We start from the raw sequence: 25,950 nt of genomic DNA on the forward strand, positions 1-25,950 counted from the left end.
TGTCGGCGTCGTTGATCGAGAGATAGCTGACCTGCCACGGCCGCCCCCGGTTTTCGCCGCTCGCGGCCGTGGCAGGTCAGCTATCTCTCGATCAACGACGCCGACAAGGTGTTCAAGTTCCTCGCCACCACCGGCCGCATCGAGCTGCCGCGTGCCTCCTGGGTCGAGGCCTCGGGCTATCTCGAGCACCGCGCCGAGATGGTGGTGCGCGCGCTGATCCGCGACGCCGAGCCGAACCGCAACTTGACCAATGTCGACAAGGTCTGGCTGCAGACCTGGATCCAGAGCCATGCCGACCTGATCACCAGGGACGGCAATTTCCCTTTCCTCAACGCCGCCAAGCGCGAGATCGCCCAGCTCGGCCACCTGAAGATCGAGGATGTCTTCCCGCAGCAGCGTTTCCTGGTGATCCGCGCCAAGCCAGACCACCCCGACGCCTGGCTGACCAACCGGCTGATCTCGGATTTCGTACCGTCGGACTTCGTCTCGCGCTACATCTTCAACAAGGACGGCTTCTACAAGGACTATGACGGCTTCAGCGATGCCTGGCGATCGCATGTTGTGGACGTTCTCAAAACCACATATTTGAAGGACAAGGTGGCGTTTCGCACACGCCTCTACGGCCTGACTGACTAGAACGAAATGAACCGTTATTTCGTTCTAGCTTCTTGTTTTGGCGCATGATGTTATCCAAAAAGTCTGCAACTTTTTGGCATCATGCTTTGAGGGGGTGACACAGCCATGCTCGATCCGATCGTGAATTTCTTCACCCGTATTTTCCAGTGGATCGGCCGCGGCATCGGCCTCCTGATCGGCGTCATCCTGTGGCCCTTCCTGTGGGCCGGACGCTGGTATACGCAGCGCGGCTGGATCCTCAAGGCGGCGGTCGGCCTCGCTCTGCTGGTGCTGATCGGCCTCTATGCCAATTTCTTCTACGCCACCCAGTGGTGGAACAATTTCAACCCGAACTATCCCGACACATACACCTTCGAGAAGCGCAATGTCTCGGCCGGCGAACAGGTCGCCGCCGGCGCCGGCACGGACACCGCCAAGACCTGCGGCAACTCTGGTATAGCCCAGATCGCCGCTGACCTGACCGACTTCAACGTCAACCAGAATGCCTGGATCTCGTCGATGATCCTCTACAAGCTGGGCCTGTTCGGCATCGACTGGGACCACACGCCGTGGATGGACAACAAGGCCTCCTTCCAGCGCGGCATCAACCAGGCGGTGCGGCGCACGGCGACCGAACTTGCCGACAATCTCGGCCGCGTCCGCACCACCTCGCAGATCGACAGCGATCTGCAGAATGCCCGCGGCAACCTTCAGTTCGACGAAGAGACCTGGTATTTCGGCCTGAGCCCGTTCGGCCCCAAGACGCCGACGCCAAGCTACTATCGCGACGCCGTGCGCATGCTGCGTTCCTTCAACGCCCGCCTTGCCACCTGCCAGGCGACATTCGACGCCCGCGCCGACAATCTGAAACAGTATATCGACCGCATCTCGTCCGACATCGGCTCGACCTCGGCGATCCTCAAGGAACGCGCCGAGAACCACAACAATGGCTGGTTCGACTTCCGCGCCGACGACCGCTACTGGTTCGCCTATGGCCAGCTCTACGGCTATTACGGCCTGATGAAGGGAGCCCAGGCCGACTTCGAGGACGTCATCAAGGAAAAGCATCTGCAGAACCTGTGGGACACGATGGACTCGCAGTTCGTTTCGGCGCTGCGCATCCAGCCCTTCATCATCGCCAATGGCCGCGAGGATGGCTGGCTGTTGCCGACGCATCTGACGACGATGGGCTTCTATGTGCTCAGGGTGCGCTCCAACATGGTCGAAATCAGCAACGTTCTGACGCAGTAGCGCTGTTCCATTAGGGACCAGGCGATGGCGAATTTGCGCCGTCGCCTCTGTCGCATTCCGTGCATTGTGCGGCTGTTTTGAGACGGCGGAACGGCGCGTCCTCTGGCTTCTATACGGCGCGGCAACGGAGCCGGGAAGAACCGACGACAGTTCGGCCGGTCCGCAGAGGAACTTTCTCCAGAGGAAACATAGTTGCATACAAGTTGACGCCGTGGCAGCGACAGGGTTAGAACATGCCCGCGCCCGGTTCCAACCTGCTTGCCAGTAAGATCAAACCCGTCCCCTCCACCGTCCAATCCAGAGGAAAGCCGTCATGGCCGAAGTGAAGTCCGACATCGAGATCGCGCGCGGCGCCAGGAAAAAGCAGATCCAGGAGATCGGCCAGAAGATCGGCATTCCGACCGAACACCTGCTGCCCTACGGCCACGACAAGGCCAAGATATCAGCGGAATTCATCAAGTCGGTGAAGGGCAACAAGGACGGCAAGCTGATCCTCGTAACCGCCATCAACCCGACGCCGGCCGGCGAAGGCAAGACCACGACTACGGTTGGCCTTGGCGACGGCCTGAACCGCATCGGCAAGAAGGCGATCGTCTGCATCCGCGAGGCCTCGCTAGGCCCGAATTTCGGCGTCAAGGGCGGCGCTGCCGGCGGCGGCTACGCGCAGGTCGTGCCGATGGAGGACATGAACCTTCACTTCACCGGCGACTTCCATGCCATCACCACGGCGCACAATCTGCTTTCCGCACTGATCGACAACCACATCTACTGGGGCAATGAGCTCGGCATCGACACCCGCCGCGTCGTCTGGCGCCGCGTCATGGACATGAACGACCGGGCGCTGCGCGAGATCATCTGCTCGCTCGGCGGCGTCGCCAACGGTTTCCCGCGCGAGGGCGGCTTCGACATCACCGTTGCTTCGGAAGTGATGGCTATCCTGTGCCTGTCGACCGATCTGAAGGACCTGGAAAAGCGCCTCGGCGACATCATCGTCGCCTATCGCCGCGACAAGTCGGCCGTCTATGCCCGCGACCTCAAGGCCGACGGCGCCATGGCCGTGTTGCTCAAGGACGCCATGCAGCCTAACCTGGTGCAGACGCTGGAGAACAACCCGGCCTTCGTGCATGGCGGCCCGTTCGCCAACATCGCGCATGGCTGCAACTCGGTCGTCGCCACCACGACGGCGCTCAAGCTCGCCGACTACGTCGTCACCGAAGCCGGCTTCGGCGCCGACCTGGGTGCTGAAAAGTTCTTCGACATCAAGTGCCGCAAGGCAGGCCTCAAGCCGGCGGCGGCCGTCATTGTCGCCACCGTGCGCGCCATGAAGATGAATGGCGGCGTCAAGAAGGAAGACCTCGGCAAGGAGAACGTCGAGGCGGTGAAGAAGGGCTGCGCCAACCTCGGCCGCCACATCGAGAATATCCGCCAGTTCGGCGTGCCGGCGGTGGTTGCGATCAACCACTTCTACTCCGACACCGACGCCGAAATCCAGGCGATGAAGGACTATGTCGCCTCGATGGGCGAAGAGGCGATCCTGTGCAAGCACTGGGCGCACGGCTCGGCCGGCATCGAGGATCTCGCCAACAAGGTGGTGGCACTGGCCGAATCCGGTGCTTCGCAGTTCGCGCCGCTCTATCCCGATGCGATGCCGCTGTTCGAGAAGATCAACACCATCGTCCAGCGTATCTATCGCGGCTCGGAAGCGATCGCCGACAAGTCGGTGCGCGACCAGCTCAAGGCCTGGGAAGACGCCGGATACGGCCACCTGCCGGTGTGCATGGCCAAGACGCAGTACTCGTTCTCGACCGACCCGAACCTGCGCGGCGCGCCGACCGGCCACACGGTGCCGGTGCGCGAGGTCAGGCTTTCGGCAGGTGCGGGCTTCGTCGTCATCATCTGCGGCGAGGTCATGACCATGCCCGGCCTACCGAGGGCGCCGTCCTCGGAAAAGATCTTCCTCAACGAGATGGGCCAGATCGAAGGCCTGTTCTAGAATCCTTCTATTCGAACAGAAAGGGCGCCGCAGCGACGCGGCGCCCTTTCTGTTTTCAGATAGTCCCTACGCGGCGCTGCGTGACAGCGCCCGCTGGTTGGAGCCGAAGATGGTGTCGCGTTCCGGCAGCGCGCCGGTCTTCAGGCACTCGACCCATTCGGCGGTCTTGAGCACGGCGGCAAAGCGCGACTGCAGGATGATCGTGACCACGCGGTGGATCTCCTCGGCCGAGGCGTAGCCGGCGCTGTTGGCGTAAGGCACCGATCCGGTCGCATCCGACAGGAACTCGACGGCAAAGCTCATATGCACGGCGTGGATGATGGTCGACAGGTCGCAATTGTGCGTCATGTAGCCGACCACCGTGATCGTATCTATGGCGTTGGCGCGCAGCCAGTCCTCGAGGTCGGTGCCGGTGAAGGCGGAGGGCAGGTTCTTTTCGACATAATGGTCGCGCCCACGCCTGGCTATTTCGGGATGCAGTTCGCCGCCATGGCTTCCCCTGGCGAAGATCGGCGATGTCTCGGGCGCCATCTGCTTGACGACCACCACCTTGATGCCGGCAGCAGTCGCTGCATCCATCGCCCGCGCCACATTGACGACGCTGTCGCGGAACGGCGGATGCTGGATGGCAAGACTGCCGCCGTCATAATCGTTCTGCACATCGACGACGATCAGCGCCCGGCGCGGCGTGGCGTTGGCTGGGTCAGACATGGTGTTTTCCTTTCCGGCTTGAATGCGATGGGTGGAAAATAGGTGGGTTGCCAGACAGCCGAAAGTGGCCCGATTGACATCATTCGAAAGAATTGGGACAATCCGCATTCAACTGCCGGAAGCACCCATGACCGACCCGATCATTGCCGTACTCGCCTTCGACGTCATCAGCCCGTTCCACCTTTCCGTACCGTGCCTGGTCTTCGCAGAGGACAGGACGGCGCTTGGCCTGCCGCGCTTCGACTTCCGCATCTGCGCGGTCAAGCCCGGCCCGATCCACACCGAGGCCGGACTGACAATTGCCGCGCCGCATGGGCTCGAAGGGCTCGACGGCGCCGATATCGTCATCATTCCAAGCTGGCATCATCTCGGCGAGCCGGCATCGCCGTCGCTGATGGAGGCGTTGCGCCGGGCGCACCAACGCGGCGCCTTGATCGTCGGCCTGTGCCTCGGAACCTTCGCCATTGCCGCGGCCGGGCTGCTTGCGGGCCGTCGTGCCGCGACGCACTGGGCCTATTCCGAACAGTTGCAGAAACTCCATCCCGACATCGCTGTCGATGCCGCGGTGCTCTATGTCGACAATGGTGACGTCGTCACCTCGGCCGGCGTCGCCGCCGGCCTCGACTGCTGTCTCCACATCGTGCGCGCCCGCTATGGCGCGGAAGCAGCACTCCGGCTCGCCCGCCAGATCGTGCTTTCTCCGCATCGGCAAGGCGGGCAGGCGCAATTCATCGAGCATTCCGTGGCAAGAGGCGCCGATGCCGACCGCTTCACCCTGGCCCTGGACTCGGTTCGCGCTACACTTGGCGAGACGCATAGCCTCGACAGCGTCGCCGAGGCCGCCGGCCTGACCCGCCGCACCTTTACCCGGCGCTTTCAGAAATCGATTGGCGCCAGCTTTGGCGATTGGCTGACCAGCCAGCGGGTCGAACTGGCGCAGCGTCTGCTGGAAGCGACGGAGAAATCCATGGACATGGTGGCCTTCGAAGCCGGCTTCGGCAGCGCCACCTCGCTGCGCCAGCATTTTTCGGCAAGGCTCAGGACATCGCCGGCGCAATACCGGCGCGAGTTCTCCAGGCGGGCTGGTCGGGACGAACGCGTGGTGCTGTCGTCCTGATCTATTCAGTCCCGCTTGACCTGATGTGCCGGATTGCCGACCACCGTGGTGTTCGCAGCCACGTCGCGCGTCACCACCGCGCCGGCGCCGACGATGGCGCCTTCACCGATGCTGACGCCGCCAAGGATGACGGCTGAGCCGCCGATCCACGCATTGGCGCCGATCTCGACCGGCTTGGCGATCTCCAGTCCAGCTTGCCGCCCAGCGACCTCCTTGTGATGCTCGGCGCAATAAATCTGCACATTGGGACCGAGCAGCGTTCCCTTGCCGATGCGCACACTCGCCGTGTCGAGGATGGTGCAGCCGGCATTGAGGAAGACGCCGTCGCCGAGAAAGATGTTGAAACCATAGGCGCAGTGAAACGGCGCCTCGATGCGGGCACCCTCGCCGGCGTTGCCGAGTAAAGCTTTCAAGCCCGACCCGAGATTGCCGCGCTGCCGCGGCGGCAGGCAATTGTGCTCGAACACCGCGTCACGCGCTACCACACGCAAGGACTCCAGCTCATCATCGAGGCAGGTGTACCATTCGCCGGCCGCCATCTTCACGCGCTCGCTTTCGGCCATGACGCGGTCTCCAGTTCACGTCCTTCAAAAGCACAAGTGCGGCCAACAGAAAAGCGCCGATGCAAGTACTGGTCAAATATTGGACCTATGGTAGCCTGCGTCTCAAGGCCGTCCTGGCCCGGTGATCGAGGGGGATCGACCATGCTCTACATTCTCGCACTTCTGATCGGCGTCATTGCCGGTCTTCGCGCCATGACGGCGCCGGCTGCCGTTGCCTGGGGCGCTTATCTCGGCTGGCTGCCGGTTGCCGGCACCTGGGCGAGCTTCATGAGTCACTGGGCGGCTGTCGGCATCTTCACCATCCTGGCCATCGTCGAACTGGTCACCGACCAGTTGCCGTCGACGCCGAGCCGTAAAGTGCCGCAGCAATTCGGCGCCCGCATCGTCATGGGCGCCTTCACCGGCGCGGTGATCGGCGCGACAGGCGGCGCCACCATCGGCGGCTTGATTGCCGGCGCCATCGGCGCTGTCATCGGCACGCTGGGCGGCGCTGAAGCTCGCGGCCGGCTCGCAGCCGCCTTCGGCAAGGATCCGCCCGCCGCCTTCATCGAGGACGCGGTGGCGATCATCGGCGGCCTGCTGATCGTAGCGGCGGTGGCATGACGACGAAAACTTTCGACGCCATCATCATCGGTGCCGGACAGGCTGGCCCTCCGCTGGCCGGCCGGCTGACGGCCGCCGGCATGAGCGTGGCGCTGATCGAGCGCAAGCTGGTCGGCGGCACTTGCGTCAACACCGGCTGCATGCCGACCAAGACCATGGTCGCCAGCGCCTATGCCGCGCATCTGGCGCGCCGCGCCGCCGACTACGGCGTGACGCTCAGTGGCCCCGTCGGCGTCGACTATGCCAGGATCAAGGCGCGCAAGGACAAGGTGACGATCGACGCCCGCACCAATCTCGAGACCTGGATTGCCGGCATGGACAAATGCACCCTCTATCGCGGCCATGCGCGTTTCGAATCCGCCAACACGGTGCGCGTCGGCGACGATCTGCTGACCGCCGAAAAGATCTTCCTCAACACCGGCGGCCGAGCCTCGGTCCCAGACCTGCCCGGCATCCACGACATCGACTATCTGACCAATTCCTCGATGATGGATCTCGACGTGCTGCCGCGCCATCTCATCGTCGTCGGCGGCAGCTACATCTCGCTCGAATTCGCACAGATGTTCCGCCGCTTCGGTAGCGAAGTCACCGTCATCGAGAAGAGCCCACGCCTGACCGGCCGCGAGGACGAGGATGTCTCCGCCGCCATCCTGTCGATCCTCGAAAACGAGGGCATCACGGTCCATGTCGGCGCCGACGACATCGCTTTCGCCAGACAGGGCCAGGACATTGCCGTGACCTTCTCCGCCGGCAAACCGCCGGCGGTCGGCTCGCACGTGCTGCTGGCTCTGGGGCGGACGCCCAACACCGATGACCTCGGCCTGGAGAGGGCTGGCGTGGAGGTCGACAAGCGCGGCTTCGTCTCTGTAGACGACCAGTTGCGCAGCAGCGTGCCCGGCATCTGGGCGATGGGCGACTGCAACGGCAGGGGCGCCTTCACCCACACCTCCTACAACGACTACGAGATCGTCGCCGCCAACCTGCTGGACAACGATCCGCGCAAGGTCAGTGATCGCATCGAAGCCTATGCGCTCTACATCGACCCACCGCTCGGCCGCTGCGGCATGACCGAGGCCGCGGTGAAGAAATCCGGCCGTCGCGCGCTGGTCGGCCAGCGGCCGATGACCCGCGTCGGCCGCGCTATCGAAAAGGGCGAGACGCAGGGCTTCATGAGGATTCTGGTCGACGCCGACACCAGGCAGATCCTCGGCTGCTCGGTGCTCGGCCCCGGCGGCGACGAGGTTATCCATTGCGTACTCGACCTGATGTACGCCAAGGCGCCCGTCGACACGCTGGCGCGTGCCGTGCACATCCACCCGAATGTCTCGGAGCTGTTGCCAACCATTGCCCAGGAATTGAAGCCGCTGGCCTGACAGCCTGTTGGCGACCCCATTTCAAAGCTCTTCCTTTTCTGCATCGCTGCAATGCAGCAATGCAGCTTGCGCACGGTGGCGTCCTTCGCGCAGTTTCAATTTGAACCGATTCAGTCTGGACGCCCCATGCCCTTGCCGATCCTTGCGCTTGCCATTGCGTCCTTCTGCATCGGCACCACCGAATTCGTCATCATGGGCCTGCTGCCCGAGGTCGCAGCCGACCTCGGCGTGTCGATCCCTTCGGCGGGCCTGCTGGTCACCGGCTATGCGCTGGGTGTCGTCTTCGGCGCCCCGATCGTCGCAATGGCCACCGCGCATTTGCCGCGCAAGCCGGTGCTGGTCGGGCTGGCCGTCCTGTTCGTCATCGGCAATCTGTTTTGCGCCATCTCGCCCAACTACTGGACGCTGATGGCCGCGCGCGTTTTCACCGCTTTCGGCCATGGCGCCTTCTTCGGCATTGGCTCGGTCGTTGCCGCCAGCCTGGTACCGCGCAACAAACGGGCCAGCGCCATCGCGCTGATGTTCGCCGGGCTGACGCTGTCCAACATCCTGGGTGTTCCCGCCGGAACCGCACTTGGCGAAGCGTTCGGCTGGCGCTCCACCTTCGTTGCCGTGGTCGGTATCGGCCTGATCTCGGTGGCAGCGATCGCCTGGCTGGTGCCGTCCGATGTCGCCCAGCCAAGCGGTGGCGGCCTGCGCGGCGAACTGCGCGTGCTGGGCAAGCTGCAGGTCTGGCTGGCGATGCTGATCGCGGCGCTGACTTCCGCAAGCCTGTTCACCGTCTTCACCTACATCAAACCCTACCTCACCGAGGTGTCGGGCTTGTCGACCTCCGCAGTCACGTGGGTTCTGCTGCTGTTCGGCGCGGGCATGACCATTGGCAACATTATCGGCGGCAGACTGGCCGACTGGAAACTGATGCCGACAGTGATCGGCACGCTGCTGCTGATGGCCCTGCTCTTCGTTGGCTTCAGGCAGTTCGGCGCAATCGCAAGCGTTGCCGTCGGCATCGTCTTCCTGTGGGGTCTGCTGATCTTCGTCGTCGTCCCGCCGCTGCAGATCCGGGTCGTCGAGGCCGCTTCCGAGGGGCCGAACCTCGCCGCCACGCTGAACCAGGGCGCCTTCAATGTCGGCAATGCCAGCGGCGCCTGGATCGGCGGCGTGGCCCTGTCCGCCGGTGTTTCCTATGCCAATTTGCCGCTGGTCGGCGCAGCACTAGCTTTGTTGGCGGTCACCGTCGCCGTGCTGTCGCAGGCGCTGGACCGGCGCGCGCCGGTCATCCCGCTTCCGGCTGAATAGCCTCTTGCGCCCATAGCGCGGCGGGCTGGACCAATCGACATCGGCGCCTTCAAATCGCATGTCTCTCGCTCTTGATGGAGGAAGTCATGCAGAAATCGATCGAGCGCATCGCCGCCGAAAGCGAAGGGGTTTCCTACGAATTCCCGCTGTTCCGCTTCACTGGTTCCGACAAGGCTGCTCCTTCGGCATACCTACAGGCGGCACTCCATGCCGGCGAGTTGCCGGGCGTCGTCGCCATCGACGCGCTGATGCCGATGCTTGCCAAAGCGGAGGCCGAAGGCCGCATCAAGGGCAATCTCACCGTCGTGCCCTGGGCCAATCCGATCGGCCGGGCGCAATATCATTTCGGCGAGCATCAGGGCCGCTTCCATCTGGGCACGCGCACCAATTTCAACCGCGGCTTTCCGCTGCTCGCCGCGCCCGACACAGCGCTCTTGCCCGACACCACCCTTGGCAGCGTCGACCAGCGGCTGAAGACGCGGCTGGTGCAGCTCTCGCTCGGCCATGACATCGTGCTCGACCTGCACTGCGATGACGAGGGCCTCGCCTACCTCTACGTCCACACCAGCCTGTGGCCTGCCATGGCCGATTGCGCCGCCGCCATGGGCGTCGACGCGGTCGTGCTGTGGAGCGAGGACACCGACGGCACCTTCGAGGGCGCCTCGATCATGCCCTACCAGAACGTCCCCGCCGATGTGGCCAAGCTCGACCGCCGCGTCGCCACCACCGTCGAATATCGCGGCATCCTCGATGTCGACGGTGCCCTGGCCGCCGCCGACGCCGACGGCCTCTACCGGCTGTTGGTGGCGCGCGGCGTGATCGCCGATAGCACCCTGCCCGCGCCGGGTCCTTTCACCGGCTTCGTGGCGCCATTGGAAAACATCGACATGATGCCGGCGCCACGGGCCGGTGCCGTGCTCTACGACGTGAAACCCGGCGACCGCGTCGCCAGGGGCGCGCGCCTCGCCACCATCGTCCATGCACCGGGTGAAGCCGACGGCCGCACCGAGGTGTTCGCGCCGCAGGACGGCATCATCCTGACCCGCCGCTCGCGCCGCATCATCCGCGCCGGCGAGGATCTTCTGAAGCTGGTCGGCGACAGGAAGAGCACCGACGCCCGGTCGGGAACGCTGGAGGACTGACTTAACCCGAAATAGCTAGTCGCGCCTTCGCCTCCAGCCATTCCGCCATCTGCCGGTAAGGCACCGGGCCGTGGCTGATGCGGGCGACGCCGAGTTCGGCCAGCCGCTGGCGCGGCGGCACGTGCCCCAGCGCAATGATGTTGACCGGCAACGCGATTGCCTTGCAAAGCGTCTCGATCAGGTCCTCATCGCCAAGACCCGGCGCAAAGAAGCCGTGTGCGCCGGCTTTTTCGAAGGCCTGCGCGCGCTCGATGGCCTGGTCGAGCAGGACGTCGTCATGCGCATCCGGTTTCGCCTTGAGGAAGATGTCGGTTCGGGCGTTGATGAACGCCGGTATGCCGGAGGCCTTGACGGCCGCTGCCGCAGCTTCGATGCGTTTTACCTGAACAGAAATGTCGTGCAGGCCGGTGCCGCCGACAACCTGGTCTTCGAAATTGAAACCGATAGCGCCGGCCCGTAGCGCCAACGTCACCGTGCGAGCCACAATCTCCGGATCGACGCCGTAGCCGCCCTCGAGGTCCATGGTCACCGGCAGGTCGACGGCAGTGACGATGCGCTTGATGTTGTCGAGCGCCAGCTCCAGCGGGATTTTCTCGCCATCGGCATAGCCGAACGCGGCAGCCACCGGCCAGCTTCCGGTGGCGATCGCCTTGGCGCCCGCTTTCTCGACGATCTTGGCCGAACCCGGATCCCAGACGTTGTAGAGAACGATCGGGTTTCCCTTGACGTGGAGGGAATGGAACGTCCGCGCACGCTCGATCTGCTCGGTCATGGTGTTTTCCCGTCTCCTGCTGTTAGAGGAACAGTCTAAGCGGCACTGTCCGCCCTGGCGATGTGCCATGAGACGCTGAAGCGGCGGCCACCGGACAGGCTTTTCAAATCAGTTGCGCATCCGGTTTTTCGCGGCTATGGATTTTCGCCATGAACATGCGTTCGATCAAGACCATTTGGTGGTGGGCCTGCTGACAGCGGCCTGTTCGAACACGTGCGCGTGAAAAGAGAGGGTGGCCGCAGCGGAAAGTCCGGGCGGCCATTTGTTTTTTCCAAGCCATTCCCGGGTCCGTTGCCCCAAGACGCTGATGGAGACGGCAATGACGATAAAGCTTCTGGAAAACGGCGCGGAAAGTTTCGTGACCGCGGGTGGCATCACCATCACGCGCGCGCGCCACGACCGGCCCTATGCAGGTGCGATTGACGCCTATGTCGACGGCCTGAATTCGCGCCGCGGTGCGGTGTTTTCCTCCAATTATGAGTATCCCGGCCGCTACACGCGCTGGGACACCGCCATCATCGATCCGCCGCTGGTCGTCTCGGCGCGCGGCCGTGCCATGCGCATCGAGGCGCTGAACCGCCGTGGCGAGGCGCTGCTGCCGGTCATCGGCAAGGCGCTCGCCAGCCAGGCGGATGTCACCATCGCCGAGACGTCGAAGACACTCATCCGCCTCGATGTCGCCAGGCCCGGCCGTGTCTTCACCGAGGAGGAGCGCAGCCGCGTCCCTTCAGTCTTCACGGTGCTGCGCGCCATCACCGCTCTGTTCAAGACCGAGGAAGACGCCAATCTCGGTCTTTACGGCGCCTTCGGCTACGACCTCGCCTTCCAGTTCGACCCGGTCGACTACAAGCTCGAGCGCAAGCCAAGCCAGCGCGACCTGGTGCTTTTCCTGCCCGACGAGATCCTGGTCGTCGACCATTATTCGGCCAAGGCCTGGACTGACCGCTACGACTATGCCGGTGAAGGTTTTTCGACCGAAGGGCTGCCGCGCGACGAAATCGCCGAGCCGTTCAAGAGCCCCGACCGCATCCCGCCGCGCGGCGACCATGAACCGGGCGAATACGCCAATCTGGTCCGCAAGGCGATGGATTCGTTCAAGCGCGGCGACCTGTTCGAGGTCGTGCCCGGCCAAATGTTCTACGAGCGCTGCGAAACGCAGCCATCCGAGATTTCGCGCAAGCTGAAGGCAATCAACCCCTCGCCCTATTCCTTCTTCATCAATCTGGGCGAAGGCGAATACCTGATCGGCGCCTCGCCCGAAATGTTCGTTCGCGTCAACGGCCGCCGCGTCGAGACCTGCCCGATCTCGGGCACCATCAAGCGCGGCGACGATGCCATTTCGGACTCCGAGCAGATCCTGAAACTGCTCAACTCCAAGAAGGACGAATCCGAGCTGACCATGTGCTCGGACGTCGACCGCAACGACAAGTCGCGGGTCTGCGAGCCGGGTTCGGTGCGCGTCATCGGCCGTCGGCAGATCGAAATGTATTCGCGCCTGATCCACACGGTCGACCACATCGAAGGCCGGCTGCGCGAAGGCATGGATGCCTTCGATGCCTTCCTGTCGCATGCCTGGGCGGTCACCGTCACCGGCGCGCCGAAACTGTGGGCCATGCGCTTCATCGAACAGAACGAGAAGAGCCCGCGCGCCTGGTATGGCGGTGCGATCGGCATGGTCAATTTCAACGGTGACATGAACACCGGCCTGACGCTCCGCACCATCCGTATCAAGGACGGCATTGCCGAAGTGCGGGCCGGCGCCACATTGCTGTTCGACAGCATTCCCGAGGAAGAAGAAGCCGAAACCGAACTGAAGGCATCCGCCATGCTCTCCGCCATCCGCGACGCCAAGACAGGCAATTCCGCCAGCACCGAGCGCACGACCGCGCGCGTCGGCGACGGCGTCAACATCCTGCTGGTCGACCACGAGGATAGTTTCGTCCACACGCTGGCCAATTATTTCCGCCAGACCGGCGCCAACGTCTCGACCGTTCGCTCGCCGGTGCCTGAGGAAGTCTTCGACCGGCTGAAACCCGATCTCGTCGTGCTGTCGCCCGGCCCCGGCACGCCGAAGGACTTCGATTGCGCCGCAACCATCAAGAAGGCGCGCGCCCGCGAACTGCCGATCTTCGGCGTCTGCCTTGGCCTGCAGGCATTGGCGGAGGCCTATGGCGGCGAACTGCGGCAGCTGCACATACCGATGCACGGCAAGCCGTCGCGCATCCGGGTCTCCAAGCCCGGCATCATCTTCTCGGGCCTGCCCAAGGAAGTGACCGTCGGCCGCTACCACTCGATCTTTGCCGATCCGGTGCGCCTGCCCGACGATTTCATCGTCACAGCCGAGACCGAGGACGGCATAATCATGGCCTTCGAACACCGCAAGGAGCCTATCGCCGCGGTACAGTTCCACCCGGAATCGATCATGACGCTCGGCCACAATGCCGGCATGCGCATCATCGAGAACATCGTCGCCCACTTGCCCCGCAAGGCCAAGGAAAAGGCCGCCTGACGATCATGGCTGAAGCCGAGAACACGATGGCGATCGCGGCCAAGGCGGCCGCGAAGCGCAAAATCGCCAATCTCGCCTTCTGGTCGATTATCGTCGCTTTTGTCGTGCTCGCGCTGAAGGCTGCCGCCTGGTACGTCACCGGCTCGGTGGCGCTCTACTCGGACGCCTTGGAATCGATCGTCAACGTCATTGCCTCGGTTGCAGCCTTCTGGGCGATCCAGGTCAGCCACAAGCCGGCCGACCAGGACCACCCTTTCGGCCATCACAAGGCCGAGTATTTCTCGGCGGTGCTGGAAGGCGTGCTGATCGTGCTCGCCGCCCTTTTGATCCTCAACGAGGTCTGGCGCCACTGGCAGACCCCGGCACCGCTCGAACAGCCCTGGGAAGGTCTTGCCGTCAACGGCGTCGCTACGGTCATCAACGCCTTCTGGGCCTGGATGTTGATCCGCGCCGGCAGGGCGGAGAAATCACCGGCACTGGTCGCCGACGGCAACCACATCATGACCGACGTGGTCACCTCGATCGGCGTCTTCGGCGGCCTGGTCGGAGCGATCCTGACCGGTTGGCAGATCCTTGACCCCGCACTTGCCGTCCTCGTGGCTTTGAACATCCTGTGGCAGGGCTGGCATGTCATCGGCTCGTCGATGAACGGCCTGATGGACCGCGCCGTCGACACCCAGGAACACATGCGCATCCGTGACGTCATCTCGGCCAATTGCAAGGGCGCGCTCGAGGTGCACGACCTCAAGACGCGCATCGCCGGCCGCGCCACCTTCATCGAGTTTCATCTGGTCGTCGACGCAGACATGTCGGTCGGCGCCAGCCATGTCATCTGCGACCGCATCGAGGACGCGCTGAAAGCCGAAATCCCCTCGGTGCGCGTCACCATCCATGTCGAGCCCGACGACGAGGCCAAGCTGCCGAAGGGCACGACGGCCGTGCCGTTCGCCTGAGGCGGTTCACCAGGTCTCGATTGAGAGATCTTTTATCCGCTCGAATTCCCGGACATTACGGGTCATCAGCGTAAGGTTCCGAGCGCGCGCTTGCCCACCGATCAACGCATCGTAGGGACCGATCGGAGTTCCCAACGTCGCAAGCGTTGCCCGAATCTCCCCAGCATGTCTTGCGTCTTCTCGGTCGAATTCGAGCACCGGGAACTGCAGAGCTTCGATGCGCGCCAAATTTTCAGCTCTTCGCTGGCTCTTTTCAGCACCATAGTACAGTTCGTGCGCGACGATCGCAGAGAGGGCAAAGTCATGCGGCCTGTGCCGTTTCAGCAACGCCAACAGACCCGCGTCGCCCTTGATGACCGCGATGACGGCATTGGTGTCGAGCAGGTAGATCACTTGAAAACGTCATCCAAGGCAGGTCGATCCTGCCCGTCTTGACGTTCGAGCGCCGCCTCGGCGAAATCGTTATCAAGCGGTCCGATCACTTGGTCTAGCCACGCCCAGTCCTGCGCAAGCGGTTCCAGAATGACGGTTTGCCCGTGACGGCGGATCGAAACCTCATCTGTTTCGAAACGGAACTCCTTGGGCAGACGCACAGCTTGTGACCGGCCCGACCAGAACACTTTCGCCTTGTCCATCATGCTATCCTCAAATGAGATATAGCAAAGATATATCCCTTCATGGCGACATAGACAAGTCCGAGCTCAGGGCGAGCAGGCCGATTGCGGCATCGGCTGCAGCCGATAGACCTTGTCGTCGGATTTCGTCTTGCCATCGGCGGCCTTCGAACACAGGTCGACGATCGCGAGTGCACTGTTGGGATTTGCCAGCATTATCGTGCCATTGAGGCCACGCTTGAGGAAAATCTCCTTCTGCGCGATGTCGCAGGAAAAATCGCTCATCTTCGAACTGGCCGCGCAGCGCCACTGGTCGGCTTCGCCCTGGCAGGAATAGGTCTGCGTCACCTCAGCCGATCCCTGCCGTGTGGTGACGGTAACGGCAATGTCGGCGCCGTCTGGCCAGTTGGCGGCGTCGCCACCCGGGGCGAAGGACGCCAGCTCTACCTTGCCGCGGAAAACCCGGATCGACCGGGTGAGTTGATCGGGGTGCGAGGCGAGATGCGCTGCATCGTAGTCGCGCCCATAGCAGAAGGCCTGGTCCGGCTTCAGCCGCTCGCGCAGCGGCGGGCCTAGCGCCGGGTCGACCGGATCGATGCGCGCGAACTCCGCCTTGCAGGTCGCCGCTGGGATCGGGTCGAGGCGAAAATTGTCGTCATCCTTGCCGAGTGCCTGCCTGCTATATTCCGCAGCGCCAAGTTCTTCTTCCGAACCGGCATCGAGATAGATGTCGGGCTGCAGATCCGAGAGGAACAGCCGGCCCTTGTCGTCGACCTTCAGCGACGCAAGCGTCCGGTCGCATTCCATGCCGCAATGAACCGGGCCTGTCTTGCCGTCCTCGGACGCATGATTGCACCAGCCGCCGGCCCATTCCGGCGACTTGGCGCCGCGCACGGTGGTGGCGATGAAGGCATTGTAGGACGTGTCGGAATTCACGGTCGGTTCCTCGTTCGGCCGGCTGACCGGATCATGGCCGTAGTAGAAGAAGATCCGCGTCACCTTCTGCTTCGGGTGCGCCTTGAGATGCCCCGCATCATAGACGCGGCCGAAACAGGCATCAGCGCCGTTCGGACTGAGTTCGGTGAGCTTCAGCGCATCGTCGGCGGAGGCCGATCCGGCAAGCAAGCCAAGCAGCGCCGCGCCAAACCCGGCGCCGGCGACTGTCTTCCATTCCCCTGCCCTGAACGCCATGTGATCTCTCCTCCGCATCGACAGGACGCAACGTCAATTTATGCTAGTATTGCGGCCGCAGCCACGCAATTCGCGGCGGGCCGCCAAGCGGAGGAGGATTCCATGCGTCGGCGCGATATGTTCCGCGCGGTTCTTGCCGGAACCGGAACGCTTCTCGGTTTGCGGGCAGCACAGGCAGCCGCCACCGAGCCCGCAAGGCAAAAAGTCGCCTACCACTTGAGCGACACCGACAAGGTCAATTTCGTGCTCGGCAACATCAAGAACCACTATGAGGGCACCGGCGGCAATGTCGACATCGTGCTGGTCGTGCATGGTCCCGCGCTCGCGGCCTTCAAGTCGAAAGGCATATCGGCCGCGATTTCCGGGCGCTTCGCCGGCCTGGTGCGGCAGGGGCTGGAACCCCAAGCCTGCGCCAACACCATGCAAGGCATGGATATTTCGCTCCCCGACCTGCTCGCCGGGTTTCATGCCGCCGACAAGGGCGGCGTCGTCAAACTCGCCGAACTGCAAGGCCAGGGTTACGCCTATCTGCATCCGTAGAGCGGTTTGTTTGGCGCAAATTCCCGAGGGAAAGCGCTACTCGCTTTGCCGGGAAACCGCTCCACACGTTTCCTTGAATTGCTCAAAGGCTTGAACACCGGGGTGGCAAGGGCCTACGAAGGACAGGCAGACCTCCCGGAGGAAGAACCGTGCCAGCCACCACACTCAGCATACCCGATCTTGCCGGCAAGGCAGTGCTGGTCACCGGTGCGTCGACCGGCATCGGAGCGGCGCTCGCGCTGGCCTATGCAGCGCAGAAATGCAAGGTGGCGCTGCACTACAATTCGAGTCAAGACGCCGCCGAGAAGCTCGGCCTGACGATTGCCGACAAGGGCGGCGAGGTGTTTCTCGTTCAGGGCGATTTTTCCGTTGCCGCCGATGTCGAGCGCGTCGTCGAAGACAGCGCGCAATATTTCGGCCGCCTCGACGGGCTGGTCAACAATGCCGGCGGCATGCTTGGCCGCATCCCTTATGCCGAGCAGACCGAGGCGCATTACGACGCTGTGATGGACCTCAATGCGCGCTCGGTGCTGACTGCTTCGCGCAAGGCGATCCCGTGGCTGAAGAAACAGGGCGGCTTCATCGTCAACACCTCCTCGATCGCCGCGCGCAACGGCGCCGGCGGCGGCGCCGGGCTTTACGGCTCGGCCAAGGCCTTCGTCTCCAATGTGACGCGCGGCATGGCCAAGGAACTGATCGGCTTCGGCATCCGCGTCAACGCGGTAGCGCCCGGAACCATTCTCACCCCGTTCCACGAGCGCTATTCGACCGACGAGCAGATGAAGGGCATGGTCGCCACCATTCCGCAGGGACGCGCCGGCACGGCGCAGGATTGCGTCGGCGCCTATCTGTTCCTCTCTTCGGACCTTCTCAGCGGCTACATCACCGGCCAGGTGATCGAGGTGAATGGCGGCCAGTTGATGCCTTGAACGGCTACCGGCATACTGGCGGTCTGCATGTTCTTGTCGAAAACCTCAAAGGGAGACAACGGAATGTACGGACTGATCGGCAAGATGCGGGCGGCGCGCGGCCAGCGTGACGCGGTCATGGACCTTCTGCGCGACAGTACAGGCGCCCTGCCGGGCTGCCTGAGCTATATCATCGCGCGCGACCCCGCCGATGCCGACGCGATCTGGGTCACCGAAGTGTGGACCGACGCCGAAAGCCACAAGGCCTCGCTGCAGCTTCCCGAAGTCCAGGCGGCGATCGCCAAGGCGCGGCCGTTCATCGCCGGCTTCGAATTCCAGGTCGAGACCCACCCCGTCGCCGGCTTCGGGCTGGCTGACGGCAAGACGGGGTGAGTTCGATGCCAACTTTGAGGAGCAACCTTTGACGCAGACAGTAAACATTCGCGATGCGAAAGCCCATCTGTCGCGCCTTGTGAGACGTGCAGCCCAAGGCGAGTCGTTTGTTATTGCCAAATCCGGCAAGCCGTTGGCCAGAATCGTGCCGATCGAACAGCCGGCGCTGCAGGCGCGACGGGTCGGTTTTATGGAGGGCCAGTTTTCTGTCCCCGACGATTTCGACCGCATGGGTCGCAATGAGATCGAGCAACGGTTCGACGCCGGCTTATGAAACCTGTTACTCGACACTTGGACGGGTGAAACAATCATTTTTCTGTGAATCGCGGTTCGCATTTTTCGCCCTGCGGGTCTAAGACCGAAACATGGATTCCGCGGCCGAGCAGCCATCCCCGGACCTGCCCACACTCGAGCGCATGGCGCGGATGCGCAAGCTCTGGCAGTGGCTTGCCCTGCTGGTTGTTTCCCTGCTGTTTGCCGGCGCGCTGGAACTCGCCACCCTGCCGGCGGCGCTGCTGATCGGACCGATGCTGGCGGCCATCGTCGCCGGCACCAATGGCGCCACGGTGCGTGTGCCGCGTCTTCTGTTCGGCGCCGCCCAGGCGATCGTCGGCTGCCTCGTCGCCAGCTCGATCTCGGCCGACATCTTTCCGGTCTTCTACCAGGAATGGCCGCTGTTTTTCGGCGTCGTGGTGGCGACCGTCACTGCCTCCAGTCTGCTCGGCTGGCTGATCAGCCGCTGGCGCATCCTGCCCGGCACCACCGCCGTCTGGGGCTCGTCGCCGGGTGCGGCCACCGCCATGGTGCTGATGGCCGGTGCCTTCGGTGCCGACCAGCGTCTCGTCGCTTTCATGCAATATCTGCGCGTCATCTTCGTCTCGATGACCGCAGCACTCGTTGCCAAGATGTGGGTCGACACCTCGGGCGTCGAAATCCCGCCCATCGTCTGGTTTCCGCCGATCGACCGCCAGGCCTTCGCCGCCACCATCGGCATCGCGCTGGTTGGCGGCCTGTCGGGAAAGATTTTCCGGCTGCCCTCGCCCTTCTTCCTCGGCACCTTTATCTTCGGCACCGTCGTCCATCTTGGCTTGGGCGTGGAGATGCAATTGCCGCAATGGCTGCTGGCCGTCAGCTACGCCATGGTCGGCTGGTCGATCGGCCTGAACTTCACAAGGGCGATCCTGCGCCATGCAACGCGCGCATTGCCGCAGATCATCGCCTCGATCGTGGCGCTGATCGCCTTTTGCGGCGGCCTTGCCTTCCTGATCAGCCATCTCCTGGGCATCGATCCGCTGACCGCCTATCTGGCGACCAGCCCCGGCGGCATGGACAGCATCGCCATCATCGCCGCCGCCGCGCAGAACGTCGACATCTCCTTCGTCATGGCCCTGCAATCGGCACGCTTCCTGATCGTGCTGCTGGTCGGCCCGAGCGTCGCTCGGCTGGTGGCCAGAAGCGTCAGGCAATAAGCAGCGACTAGTCCTCGCCGCCCTCGCCCACGCTATGCGCATCCCAACGCCAGTAGGCCGTAACCAGGTGCCGGTCGCGCGGCAGGCCCCACTGCTTGCGCACGATCTTGCGTATCTCCCGGAAATCGCCGAATTCGCAACTTGCCCAGACGTACAGGCCGTCGGCAAGCGCCATGTGATTGCGCTCACGCAAGGCGGTCGACAATAGGCCCGCGGTGCCGGCATCGAGGCCGCGCCGGTAAAGCCAGGTGATGTCGATATTGTCCCCTTGCGCCAGCGGCCATTCGGTCATCCGGGCTATCGACCTCGATCAGCGCCTCGGCACGTGTTGATGGCGGCAGATGCTCCAAAATCCTGCCGATGGCGGGCAGCGCGGTGTCGTCGCCGAGCAGAAGCAAGGGCTGCGCCACCGGGGCGTCGCCGCCGCGGGGTCCGATCATGCCGATGACGTCTCCCGCCCGTGCGTTTTGCGCGAATGTGGCGGCGGGCGTGTTCTGGCCGGGGTGCAACACGAAATCGACATCGAGCCAACCGCTTGCGGCATCCAGCGCCCGGATCGTGTAGACCCGCACGGCAAGCGCATCGTCGCCAGAAGGCCAGACGATCAAGCCGTCAGCGCCCATCGTCGGCCAAACCAGCCGGCGGCCAGGCGGCGGCAGCAGCAGCCGCATGTGCAGGCCGCCATGGCTAAATCGGCCGAGATCCTTGCCGGCGAAGCGCAGGCGCTGCATATGCGCCGATATCCGCGTCGACGACATCACCATGATCTCGCGGAAGAAGACCGGAGTACCGGCGTCGCTGCCGTCGCCTTGCCAATGGATGCCCTTGGTCGTGCCGAGATGTTCGGCGACATGGCCGGCGACCGTCATCTTCATAGGACAGGCAGGTTTCGTCTGTCGCCGCGACGCGGATCAGCACGCTTTCATCATCGAGCGTAGCGCTCAACGAGCCGTAGTAGAGGCGGAGCTCCCACTGGTCGGCAACGCCAGTGTCAATCTCGAATTCGCTGTGCTCTGCGCGCAGCCGGTCCATCACCGATCTGATCGCCGCGTCGCTGATCCGGGTTTGCGCGCTAAGTTGGTCCATCGCTCAAGTCCTTCGAAACGGTTCGGGCAAGGCGCCGCGCGGCACCCTCACCGTCAGCGGCATGCCACAGCCGCTCCGATGTTTCCACAGAAACATGACAATAATAATCATATTTATTCGATGAGTTGGCTACGAGCCGCTTGTCGCAGCAAGTCGCTCGGGAAGGAAATCAACGAAGACGCGCACCTTCGGCGACAGATGGCGATTGGAGGGCCACAGCATCCGGAACTGGCCACGGCCGTCGACATGACCATCGAGGACGGTACGCAGCCTGTCTTCGTGCAGCGCCTCGCGCACCAGGAAATCCGGCATGCAAGCTATGCCGAGGCCGGCGAGCGTGGCGCCCTTCAAGGCTTCCATGTTGTTGCAGGTCAGCATCGAGCGGATCTGCGGTTCGGCGCTTCCGGTAGTGAACGGCCACTCCAGCAGCCTGCCGCTATTCAGGAAGCGGAAGTTTATGCCGAAATGTCTGATGAGATCAGCCGGCACGCTGGGGGCGCCATGGCGGTCCAGGTAGGAGGGCGCCGCGCACAGCAGCATGCGAAAGGGCGCAACGGGTCTCGACACAAGGCGCGAATCCGGCAGTTCGCCGCTGCGGATCGCGACATCGATACCCTCGTCGATGACGTCGACGATCCGGTCGTTGAAATCGATGTCGAGCTCGATCTCGGGATAGCGTGCCATGAACTCCGACAGCACCGGCAGCAGCAGATGATAGGTGACGATCGGGGTGGATATGCGCAGCCGCCCACGCGGTGTTTCCCGTGTCTGCGACAGCATCGCCTCGGCATCGTCGATGTCGTCGAGGATGCGGCGCACCCGCTCGTTGAACAGCTTGCCCTCTTCCGTCAGGCCAATGCGCCGCGTGCTGCGCTGCAGGAGCCGCACGCCGAGTTCCTGCTCGAGCCGGGCGACACTTTTGCCCACAGCGGAAGCCGAGATGCCAAGCGCCCGCCCGGCGGCGACGAAACTGCCGAATTCGGCGGTGCGGGCGAAGGCCAGGAGCCCGTTGAGACGATCCATTGCGTCATTCCATTCGAGCGTTTCAGTCCGATATGCCAAGAGATATAACACCATTTTTCCTGAAATGCCGACGACCTATCTTGTCATCACGACCGGCTCCGCAATCGCCCGGGCCACCGGCGAGTACTGTTTCAGATAGGGAAATCCATGACTTCCAGGACCACAACCGGCTCTGCCGAGAGATGGCTCGTGCTCTTGTCCGTGTGCCTTGCCGCGATGACGATGCCCTTGACCTTCACCGGTCCGGCCGTCGCTCTGTCGCGCATCGCGGCCGATCTCGGCGGCAGTCCGATCGAGCTCAACTGGGTGACAAACGCCTTCATGCTGACCTTCGGCGCCACCCTGATGGCGTCGGGCGCTCTGGCCGACAATCATGGGCGCAAGCGCCTCTTCCTCGTCGGCCTCTCCCTCTATGTCCTGGCGTCGCTGGGCGCGATGCTGGCGCCGGACATCATCTGGTTCGACATTTTCCGCGCCGCGCAGGGTATCGGCAGTGCGGCCGCCTTCGCTGGCGGCGCCTCGGCACTTGCCCAGGAATTCGAAGGGCCGTTGCGGCTGCGCGCCTTCAGCTTCCTCGGCACCAGTTTCGGCGTCGGCCTCGCCTTCGGCCCAATCGCGTCGGGCCTGCTCATCTCTGCATTCGGCTGGCGGTCGATCTTTCTTCTGGTTGCAGCACTCGCGATTGCCGCCGCCATGCTCGGCCTGCGCACCATCAGGGAATCGCGCGACCCGGATGCGACGGGCCTAGATTGGGCGGGAGCCGGCACCTTCACGATCGCGCTGGCGTCGCTGACCTATGGCGTGCTCCAGGCCCCGCAGAGCGGCTGGGCCGATCCCCTTGTCGTCTCCCTTCTGGCCGCTTCTGCCATCTGTTTTGTCGCCTTCGTCGTTGTCGAGCGGCGAGCACAACGGCCGATGCTCGATCTCACGCTGTTTGCCTATCCCCGCTTCGTCGGCGTCCAGTTTCTGGCTGCGGCACCCGCTTACGCCTTCGTCGTCCTGCTCGTCCTGTTGCCGATCCGCTTCATCGGCATCGAGGGCATGAGCGAGATCAAGGCCGGGCAATTGATGATCTGCCTATCAGGCCCGCTGCTGATCCTGCCGATGCTCGCCGGACAGCTGGCGCGCTGGATCGCGCCGGCCACGATCTGCGGCGTCGGTCTGCTCGTCGCTGCCGCCGGGCTTATCTGGCTAAGCCTGACACCACCGGTCGATAGGGCGCTGGTGGCGCCGCTGATGCTGATCGGCGTCGGCATCGCTTTGCCCTGGGGATTGATGGACGGGCTCGCCGTCAGTGTCGTGCCGAGAGAGCGCGCAGGCATGGCGGTCGGCATCTTCAACACCACCCGCGTCGCTTGCGAGGGCGTGGCGCTGGCGATCGTCATGGCGACCCTTTCCGGCTTTACCGCCGCGCATCTCGCCGCACAGGGAACGGCATCTTCGACGCAGGCAGCAGCGGCAGCCCAACTGCTGGTGACCGGCAATCTCGGCGAAGCAGCACAACATCTGCCCCAGGCTGGAGCCATTGTTCTGGTCCAGGCCTACGAGGCGGCGTTCGACAGGCTGCTGATCGTGCTGGCGGCAATCACCGTCATGACCGCCATCGTCGTCTTCCTTGGCCTGCGTCGCGGATCGGCGTCGGAACACGAGACCGTCGCTCTGCCGGCAGGCCAGGAAGGGTAGCTGTCAGCGGACGAGCCCCGCTGTCAGTCGAGCCTGTGCATCAGGTCCTCATCCAGCCAACGGCCGAAGAAATAGACCAGTTGCTTGTGCCACCATGGCCAGTCGTGGCTGACATCGCCGCCCCAATAATCGACCCAGGCGGGAATGGATTTGTCGCGCAGGATCTGTTCCAACTTGCGCGTCTCGACCAGCATCCGCTCTTCCCAGGCGCCCTGGCCGCAGCAGAAGATCAGCCTGAGCGTCTTCAACCGGGCCAGCAGTTTAGGATCGACGATGCCGGGCAGATAGTCGAGCGGCGAGTTGTAGAAAATGTCGCCCTCGAGCGCTTTGCCGAAGAAGTCGCGCGCCGAATAGACGCCGACAGGGCAATGACGCCGCTGGCGAGTTCAGGAAAGCGGAAGACGAAGTTCGACGAGTGATAGCCGCCCATCGAACAGCCCGAGAACAGCGGCTTCAGCTTGCGCCCGCCATTGGCCTGCTCGGCTGTGGACAGGAAGTCCGGCAGCGCCTCCTCGCGCACATAGCGGAAATAGGCCTCGTGGCGGGCGATGCGGTGGGCGGCGTCGGCATGCTTGTCGAAGAAGGATTCAGAATCGACGCCGTCGACCGTGAACAGCTGGATGCGGCCGGTGTCGATGAATTCGGCCAGTGCGCCCACCCCGCCGGAATCCTCGAACTGGTAGAACCGGCCCTGCGAGGTCGGGAACACCACCACCGGCCGGCCGGCATGGCCGTAGCGCTTGTAGTCCATGTCGCGGCCGAGCTGGCTCGAGAAATTCTTGTGATAGGAAATGTCCATCGCCTCACGCCTTTTCCGCGTGGATGTACGCGACCGCTGCACGCAACGCTGCTTCGTCCTTCGAGCGCATCTGGTAGGCGTAATTTCCCATGGCGCGGCTGAAAACCTCTTCGATGGCCTGATGGTGGACGATCTTGTCGCGGTGCGCGGCTAGCACGTCCTCATGGCGGTGCAAATAGTGGAGGCGCCGCTTGCGGCTGGCATAGGCGGTGAAATATTTGCCCTCGTAAGGGCCGCCGGCGGCATCCCTGACCACCATGTCGGCCCATGCCGCGTAGACGTCGATGTCGAACGTATAGTTGATCGCATCGGTCATCCAGGCGCCGGGCGGGCGCATGTTGACCTCCAGCGCGATGACCCGGTCGTCCTTGGTCTCGAACAGCTCGATGTGGAAGAAGCGTTCGCGTACGTCGAATGCTTTCAGGATCTTGCGGCCGGCCTCCTCGACCGCCGGGCTGATCCTGGGAAAGCAGGTGTAGCTCATATGGCGGTCCTTGTTGACCACCTCCATGACGCTCTGGTCGTAGCGGTGGCTGGCCGCCAGCACCACCTCGCCGTCGCGGTTGACCAGCCCGTCGAAGGTCACCACCAGCCCCTCGATGAACTGCTCCATGACGAAGGTCACGTCCTCGGGCTTGTCCCGGAAGAACTGGTCGAGCTCTTTGGCGTTGGAGATCTTGAAGGTGTTCGATGCGCCGGAACCGCTGTCAGGCTTGACCACGACGGGGTAGCCGACGCGCCGGATGAAAGTCATGGCCCCGGCACGGTCGGAGCATTTGCGCTGCGCGATGGTGTCGACGCCGCTCTTGCGGAAGAAGGCACGCATGCGGCTCTTGCGCTTCAGGTTCTTCACGAAATCGAGCTTGGTGCCGTAAATGTTGAAGTCGGTGCGTATGTTGGCTTCCAGCTCAAGCCAATGTTCGTTGAGCGATTCAAAACGGTCGATACGGCCCCATTTGTGGACGAAATGCCCCATCGCCCGGAACACCGGATCGTAGTCCTCCATGTTGGCGACGCGGTAATATTCCGAAAGGGCGGCTTTCAGCTTGGCGTCGAGCGCGTCATAGGGCGCGTCGCCGATACCGAGCACCCTGGCCCCGGCCTTCTTCAAACGGTCGCAGAAATCCGCGCCATTGGCGGGAAAATGCGGCGAGAAGAACACGAAATTCATGGACGACCCCCTCCCGCGACAAGGCATCGAAACCCTATCGATGCCCAAGTCTGGCGCATTTGCCGCGCGTGGGGAAGAGCGCGCACGATAGGAATTTTTTCTTGACACCCTGCCCTCAGCTATGGTACATTTTTATCCATGGTGCTGATTTGCGCCAGTGACCCGCCGCGCA

The 25,950-nt window shown here is 63.5% G+C and carries 26 protein-coding genes and 2 pseudogenes; 16 read left to right on the forward strand and 12 right to left on the reverse strand.

Annotated features, from left to right (window positions below; translation table 11 throughout):
- Positions 1-39 precede the first annotated feature (39 nt).
- From EN749_RS01695 to EN749_RS01705, 3 genes and pseudogenes are all read left to right on the forward strand, one after another.
- A pseudogene (locus EN749_RS01695) lies at positions 40-636 on the forward strand (DUF6638 family protein); the annotation flags it as partial.
- A gap of 105 nt (positions 637-741) precedes the next feature.
- Positions 742-1,866, forward strand: coding sequence for a DUF2333 family protein (locus tag EN749_RS01700; RefSeq protein WP_128362443.1), 1,125 nt, complete (start codon positions 742-744; stop codon positions 1,864-1,866).
- Positions 1,867-2,179: 313 nt separating this feature from the next.
- A complete protein-coding gene (locus tag EN749_RS01705; RefSeq protein ID WP_127321325.1) occupies positions 2,180-3,859 on the forward strand; it encodes a formate--tetrahydrofolate ligase in 1,680 nt (559 codons plus the stop codon).
- 66 nt (positions 3,860-3,925) lie between these two features.
- Here EN749_RS01705 and EN749_RS01710 read toward each other — a convergent pair whose 3' ends face one another.
- Positions 3,926-4,570 (reverse strand): cysteine hydrolase family protein, encoded by a 645-nt coding sequence (locus tag EN749_RS01710; RefSeq protein ID WP_128362444.1) that lies wholly within the window; start codon positions 4,568-4,570, stop codon positions 3,926-3,928.
- A 127-nt stretch (positions 4,571-4,697) separates the two neighbouring features.
- Here EN749_RS01710 and EN749_RS01715 point away from each other — a divergent pair, with 127 nt between their 5' ends.
- Positions 4,698-5,687: a helix-turn-helix domain-containing protein gene (locus tag EN749_RS01715; RefSeq protein WP_128362445.1), complete on the forward strand. Its 990-nt coding sequence runs from the start codon at positions 4,698-4,700 to the stop codon at positions 5,685-5,687.
- A gap of 5 nt (positions 5,688-5,692) precedes the next feature.
- Here EN749_RS01715 and EN749_RS01720 read toward each other — a convergent pair whose 3' ends face one another.
- Positions 5,693-6,250 carry a sugar O-acetyltransferase gene (locus EN749_RS01720; RefSeq protein ID WP_127266541.1) on the reverse strand — a complete coding sequence of 186 codons (558 nt, stop codon included), beginning with the start codon at positions 6,248-6,250 and terminating at the stop codon, positions 5,693-5,695.
- A 141-nt stretch (positions 6,251-6,391) separates the two neighbouring features.
- Between EN749_RS01720 and EN749_RS01725 the strand changes: the two genes are divergently transcribed.
- The 4 genes from EN749_RS01725 (at position 6,392) to EN749_RS01740 (ending at position 10,667) form a co-directional block, all read left to right on the forward strand.
- Complete coding sequence (locus EN749_RS01725; RefSeq protein ID WP_023809876.1) at positions 6,392-6,853, forward strand: membrane protein; 462 nt, start codon at positions 6,392-6,394, stop codon at positions 6,851-6,853.
- On the forward strand, positions 6,850-8,226 hold the full coding sequence (locus tag EN749_RS01730) for an FAD-containing oxidoreductase (RefSeq protein ID WP_128289531.1): 1,377 nt from the start codon (positions 6,850-6,852) through the stop codon (positions 8,224-8,226). Before EN749_RS01725 ends, EN749_RS01730 begins: the two co-directional genes overlap by 4 nt.
- Before the next feature lie 126 nt (positions 8,227-8,352).
- The gene (locus EN749_RS01735; RefSeq protein ID WP_127272313.1) at positions 8,353-9,525 is read left to right on the forward strand and encodes an MFS transporter; all 1,173 of its coding nucleotides are present in this window, start codon (positions 8,353-8,355) and stop codon (positions 9,523-9,525) included.
- An 86-nt stretch (positions 9,526-9,611) separates the two neighbouring features.
- Complete coding sequence (locus EN749_RS01740; protein WP_128362446.1) at positions 9,612-10,667, forward strand: succinylglutamate desuccinylase/aspartoacylase family protein; 1,056 nt, start codon at positions 9,612-9,614, stop codon at positions 10,665-10,667.
- 1 nt (position 10,668) lies between these two features.
- On the opposite strand, the gene EN749_RS01745 is transcribed toward EN749_RS01740, so the two are convergent.
- Together EN749_RS01745 and EN749_RS37545 are read right to left on the reverse strand one after the other, a co-directional pair.
- The gene (locus EN749_RS01745) at positions 10,669-11,439 is read right to left on the reverse strand and encodes an isocitrate lyase/phosphoenolpyruvate mutase family protein (RefSeq protein WP_127273278.1); all 771 of its coding nucleotides are present in this window, start codon (positions 11,437-11,439) and stop codon (positions 10,669-10,671) included.
- Positions 11,440-11,542: 103 nt separating this feature from the next.
- On the reverse strand, positions 11,543-11,719 hold the full coding sequence (locus tag EN749_RS37545; protein WP_164767439.1) for a hypothetical protein: 177 nt from the start codon (positions 11,717-11,719) through the stop codon (positions 11,543-11,545).
- 39 nt (positions 11,720-11,758) lie between these two features.
- Between EN749_RS37545 and EN749_RS01750 the strand changes: the two genes are divergently transcribed.
- Together EN749_RS01750 and EN749_RS01755 are read left to right on the forward strand one after the other, a co-directional pair.
- Complete coding sequence (locus EN749_RS01750; RefSeq protein ID WP_128362447.1) at positions 11,759-13,948, forward strand: anthranilate synthase; 2,190 nt, start codon at positions 11,759-11,761, stop codon at positions 13,946-13,948.
- Between the two features lie 5 nt (positions 13,949-13,953).
- Positions 13,954-14,901 (forward strand): cation diffusion facilitator family transporter, encoded by a 948-nt coding sequence (locus EN749_RS01755; RefSeq protein ID WP_128362448.1) that lies wholly within the window; start codon positions 13,954-13,956, stop codon positions 14,899-14,901.
- Positions 14,902-14,907: 6 nt separating this feature from the next.
- Here the strand turns inward: EN749_RS01755 and EN749_RS01760 are convergent, their stop codons facing one another.
- The 3 genes from EN749_RS01760 to EN749_RS01770 all read right to left on the reverse strand — a co-directional run bounded on the left by EN749_RS01760 (position 14,908) and on the right by EN749_RS01770 (position 16,706).
- On the reverse strand, positions 14,908-15,294 hold the full coding sequence (locus tag EN749_RS01760; RefSeq protein ID WP_128362449.1) for a type II toxin-antitoxin system VapC family toxin: 387 nt from the start codon (positions 15,292-15,294) through the stop codon (positions 14,908-14,910).
- On the reverse strand, positions 15,291-15,536 hold the full coding sequence (gene vapB, locus EN749_RS01765) for a type II toxin-antitoxin system VapB family antitoxin (RefSeq protein WP_023760667.1): 246 nt from the start codon (positions 15,534-15,536) through the stop codon (positions 15,291-15,293). The genes EN749_RS01760 and vapB overlap by 4 nt, the downstream gene beginning before the upstream one ends.
- A gap of 66 nt (positions 15,537-15,602) precedes the next feature.
- The gene (locus tag EN749_RS01770) at positions 15,603-16,706 is read right to left on the reverse strand and encodes a hypothetical protein (protein WP_127809502.1); all 1,104 of its coding nucleotides are present in this window, start codon (positions 16,704-16,706) and stop codon (positions 15,603-15,605) included.
- Between the two features lie 102 nt (positions 16,707-16,808).
- Here EN749_RS01770 and EN749_RS01775 point away from each other — a divergent pair, with 102 nt between their 5' ends.
- The 5 genes from EN749_RS01775 to EN749_RS01795 all read left to right on the forward strand — a co-directional run bounded on the left by EN749_RS01775 (position 16,809) and on the right by EN749_RS01795 (position 20,016).
- Positions 16,809-17,246 (forward strand): DsrE family protein, encoded by a 438-nt coding sequence (locus EN749_RS01775; protein WP_127809501.1) that lies wholly within the window; start codon positions 16,809-16,811, stop codon positions 17,244-17,246.
- 149 nt (positions 17,247-17,395) lie between these two features.
- A complete protein-coding gene (locus EN749_RS01780; protein WP_127270549.1) occupies positions 17,396-18,175 on the forward strand; it encodes an SDR family oxidoreductase in 780 nt (259 codons plus the stop codon).
- A 63-nt stretch (positions 18,176-18,238) separates the two neighbouring features.
- On the forward strand, positions 18,239-18,547 hold the full coding sequence (locus EN749_RS01785; protein WP_127320720.1) for a putative quinol monooxygenase: 309 nt from the start codon (positions 18,239-18,241) through the stop codon (positions 18,545-18,547).
- Between the two features lie 28 nt (positions 18,548-18,575).
- A complete protein-coding gene (locus EN749_RS01790; protein ID WP_127809500.1) occupies positions 18,576-18,821 on the forward strand; it encodes a type II toxin-antitoxin system Phd/YefM family antitoxin in 246 nt (81 codons plus the stop codon).
- 91 nt (positions 18,822-18,912) lie between these two features.
- Positions 18,913-20,016 (forward strand): AbrB family transcriptional regulator, encoded by a 1,104-nt coding sequence (locus EN749_RS01795; RefSeq protein ID WP_127809499.1) that lies wholly within the window; start codon positions 18,913-18,915, stop codon positions 20,014-20,016.
- Between the two features lie 7 nt (positions 20,017-20,023).
- On the opposite strand, the gene EN749_RS38555 is transcribed toward EN749_RS01795, so the two are convergent.
- The 3 genes from EN749_RS38555 to EN749_RS01805 form a co-directional block, all read right to left on the reverse strand.
- On the reverse strand, positions 20,024-20,308 hold the full coding sequence (locus EN749_RS38555; RefSeq protein ID WP_245491224.1) for an SIP domain-containing protein: 285 nt from the start codon (positions 20,306-20,308) through the stop codon (positions 20,024-20,026).
- On the reverse strand, positions 20,202-20,891 hold the full coding sequence (locus EN749_RS38560) for a siderophore-interacting protein (RefSeq protein WP_245491226.1): 690 nt from the start codon (positions 20,889-20,891) through the stop codon (positions 20,202-20,204). The genes EN749_RS38555 and EN749_RS38560 overlap by 107 nt, the downstream gene beginning before the upstream one ends.
- A gap of 340 nt (positions 20,892-21,231) precedes the next feature.
- Positions 21,232-22,125 carry a LysR family transcriptional regulator gene (locus tag EN749_RS01805; protein ID WP_127269787.1) on the reverse strand — a complete coding sequence of 298 codons (894 nt, stop codon included), beginning with the start codon at positions 22,123-22,125 and terminating at the stop codon, positions 21,232-21,234.
- Positions 22,126-22,272: 147 nt separating this feature from the next.
- Here EN749_RS01805 and EN749_RS01810 point away from each other — a divergent pair, with 147 nt between their 5' ends.
- Positions 22,273-23,808 carry an MFS transporter gene (locus EN749_RS01810; RefSeq protein ID WP_128362450.1) on the forward strand — a complete coding sequence of 512 codons (1,536 nt, stop codon included), beginning with the start codon at positions 22,273-22,275 and terminating at the stop codon, positions 23,806-23,808.
- 23 nt (positions 23,809-23,831) lie between these two features.
- On the opposite strand, the pseudogene EN749_RS01815 reads toward EN749_RS01810, so the two are convergent.
- Together EN749_RS01815 and EN749_RS01820 are read right to left on the reverse strand one after the other, a co-directional pair.
- Positions 23,832-24,607: pseudogene (locus EN749_RS01815) on the reverse strand (esterase family protein).
- Between the two features lie 4 nt (positions 24,608-24,611).
- Positions 24,612-25,778 carry an ATP-grasp domain-containing protein gene (locus EN749_RS01820; RefSeq protein WP_128362451.1) on the reverse strand — a complete coding sequence of 389 codons (1,167 nt, stop codon included), beginning with the start codon at positions 25,776-25,778 and terminating at the stop codon, positions 24,612-24,614.
- Positions 25,779-25,950 lie beyond the last annotated feature (172 nt).

This window comes from Mesorhizobium sp. M7A.F.Ca.ET.027.02.1.1 (assembly GCF_004022985.1).
Lineage (GTDB): Bacteria > Pseudomonadota > Alphaproteobacteria > Rhizobiales > Rhizobiaceae > Mesorhizobium.

What these genes read in the sequence shown, in the direction of transcription:
- EN749_RS01700 (WP_128362443.1), top strand. Translation starts at nt 742, where the DNA reads ATGCTCGATCCGATCGTGAATTTCTTCACCCGTATTTTCCAGTGGATC.
- EN749_RS01705 (WP_127321325.1), top strand. Translation starts at nt 2,180, where the DNA reads ATGGCCGAAGTGAAGTCCGACATCGAGATCGCGCGCGGCGCCAGGAAA.
- EN749_RS01710 (WP_128362444.1), bottom strand. Translation starts at nt 4,570, where the DNA reads ATGTCTGACCCAGCCAACGCCACGCCGCGCCGGGCGCTGATCGTCGTC.
- EN749_RS01715 (WP_128362445.1), top strand. Translation starts at nt 4,698, where the DNA reads ATGACCGACCCGATCATTGCCGTACTCGCCTTCGACGTCATCAGCCCG.
- EN749_RS01720 (WP_127266541.1), bottom strand. Translation starts at nt 6,250, where the DNA reads ATGGCCGAAAGCGAGCGCGTGAAGATGGCGGCCGGCGAATGGTACACC.
- EN749_RS01725 (WP_023809876.1), top strand. Translation starts at nt 6,392, where the DNA reads ATGCTCTACATTCTCGCACTTCTGATCGGCGTCATTGCCGGTCTTCGC.
- EN749_RS01730 (WP_128289531.1), top strand. Translation starts at nt 6,850, where the DNA reads ATGACGACGAAAACTTTCGACGCCATCATCATCGGTGCCGGACAGGCT.
- EN749_RS01735 (WP_127272313.1), top strand. Translation starts at nt 8,353, where the DNA reads ATGCCCTTGCCGATCCTTGCGCTTGCCATTGCGTCCTTCTGCATCGGC.
- EN749_RS01740 (WP_128362446.1), top strand. Translation starts at nt 9,612, where the DNA reads ATGCAGAAATCGATCGAGCGCATCGCCGCCGAAAGCGAAGGGGTTTCC.
- EN749_RS01745 (WP_127273278.1), bottom strand. Translation starts at nt 11,439, where the DNA reads ATGACCGAGCAGATCGAGCGTGCGCGGACGTTCCATTCCCTCCACGTC.
- EN749_RS37545 (WP_164767439.1), bottom strand. Translation starts at nt 11,719, where the DNA reads ATGGCTTGGAAAAAACAAATGGCCGCCCGGACTTTCCGCTGCGGCCAC.
- EN749_RS01750 (WP_128362447.1), top strand. Translation starts at nt 11,759, where the DNA reads ATGACGATAAAGCTTCTGGAAAACGGCGCGGAAAGTTTCGTGACCGCG.
- EN749_RS01755 (WP_128362448.1), top strand. Translation starts at nt 13,954, where the DNA reads ATGGCTGAAGCCGAGAACACGATGGCGATCGCGGCCAAGGCGGCCGCG.
- vapB (WP_023760667.1), bottom strand. Translation starts at nt 15,536, where the DNA reads ATGGACAAGGCGAAAGTGTTCTGGTCGGGCCGGTCACAAGCTGTGCGT.
- EN749_RS01770 (WP_127809502.1), bottom strand. Translation starts at nt 16,706, where the DNA reads ATGGCGTTCAGGGCAGGGGAATGGAAGACAGTCGCCGGCGCCGGGTTT.
- EN749_RS01775 (WP_127809501.1), top strand. Translation starts at nt 16,809, where the DNA reads ATGCGTCGGCGCGATATGTTCCGCGCGGTTCTTGCCGGAACCGGAACG.
- EN749_RS01785 (WP_127320720.1), top strand. Translation starts at nt 18,239, where the DNA reads ATGTACGGACTGATCGGCAAGATGCGGGCGGCGCGCGGCCAGCGTGAC.
- EN749_RS01795 (WP_127809499.1), top strand. Translation starts at nt 18,913, where the DNA reads ATGGATTCCGCGGCCGAGCAGCCATCCCCGGACCTGCCCACACTCGAG.
- EN749_RS38555 (WP_245491224.1), bottom strand. Translation starts at nt 20,308, where the DNA reads ATGACCGAATGGCCGCTGGCGCAAGGGGACAATATCGACATCACCTGG.
- EN749_RS38560 (WP_245491226.1), bottom strand. Translation starts at nt 20,891, where the DNA reads ATGAAGATGACGGTCGCCGGCCATGTCGCCGAACATCTCGGCACGACC.
- EN749_RS01805 (WP_127269787.1), bottom strand. Translation starts at nt 22,125, where the DNA reads ATGGATCGTCTCAACGGGCTCCTGGCCTTCGCCCGCACCGCCGAATTC.
- EN749_RS01810 (WP_128362450.1), top strand. Translation starts at nt 22,273, where the DNA reads ATGACTTCCAGGACCACAACCGGCTCTGCCGAGAGATGGCTCGTGCTC.
- EN749_RS01820 (WP_128362451.1), bottom strand. Translation starts at nt 25,778, where the DNA reads ATGAATTTCGTGTTCTTCTCGCCGCATTTTCCCGCCAATGGCGCGGAT.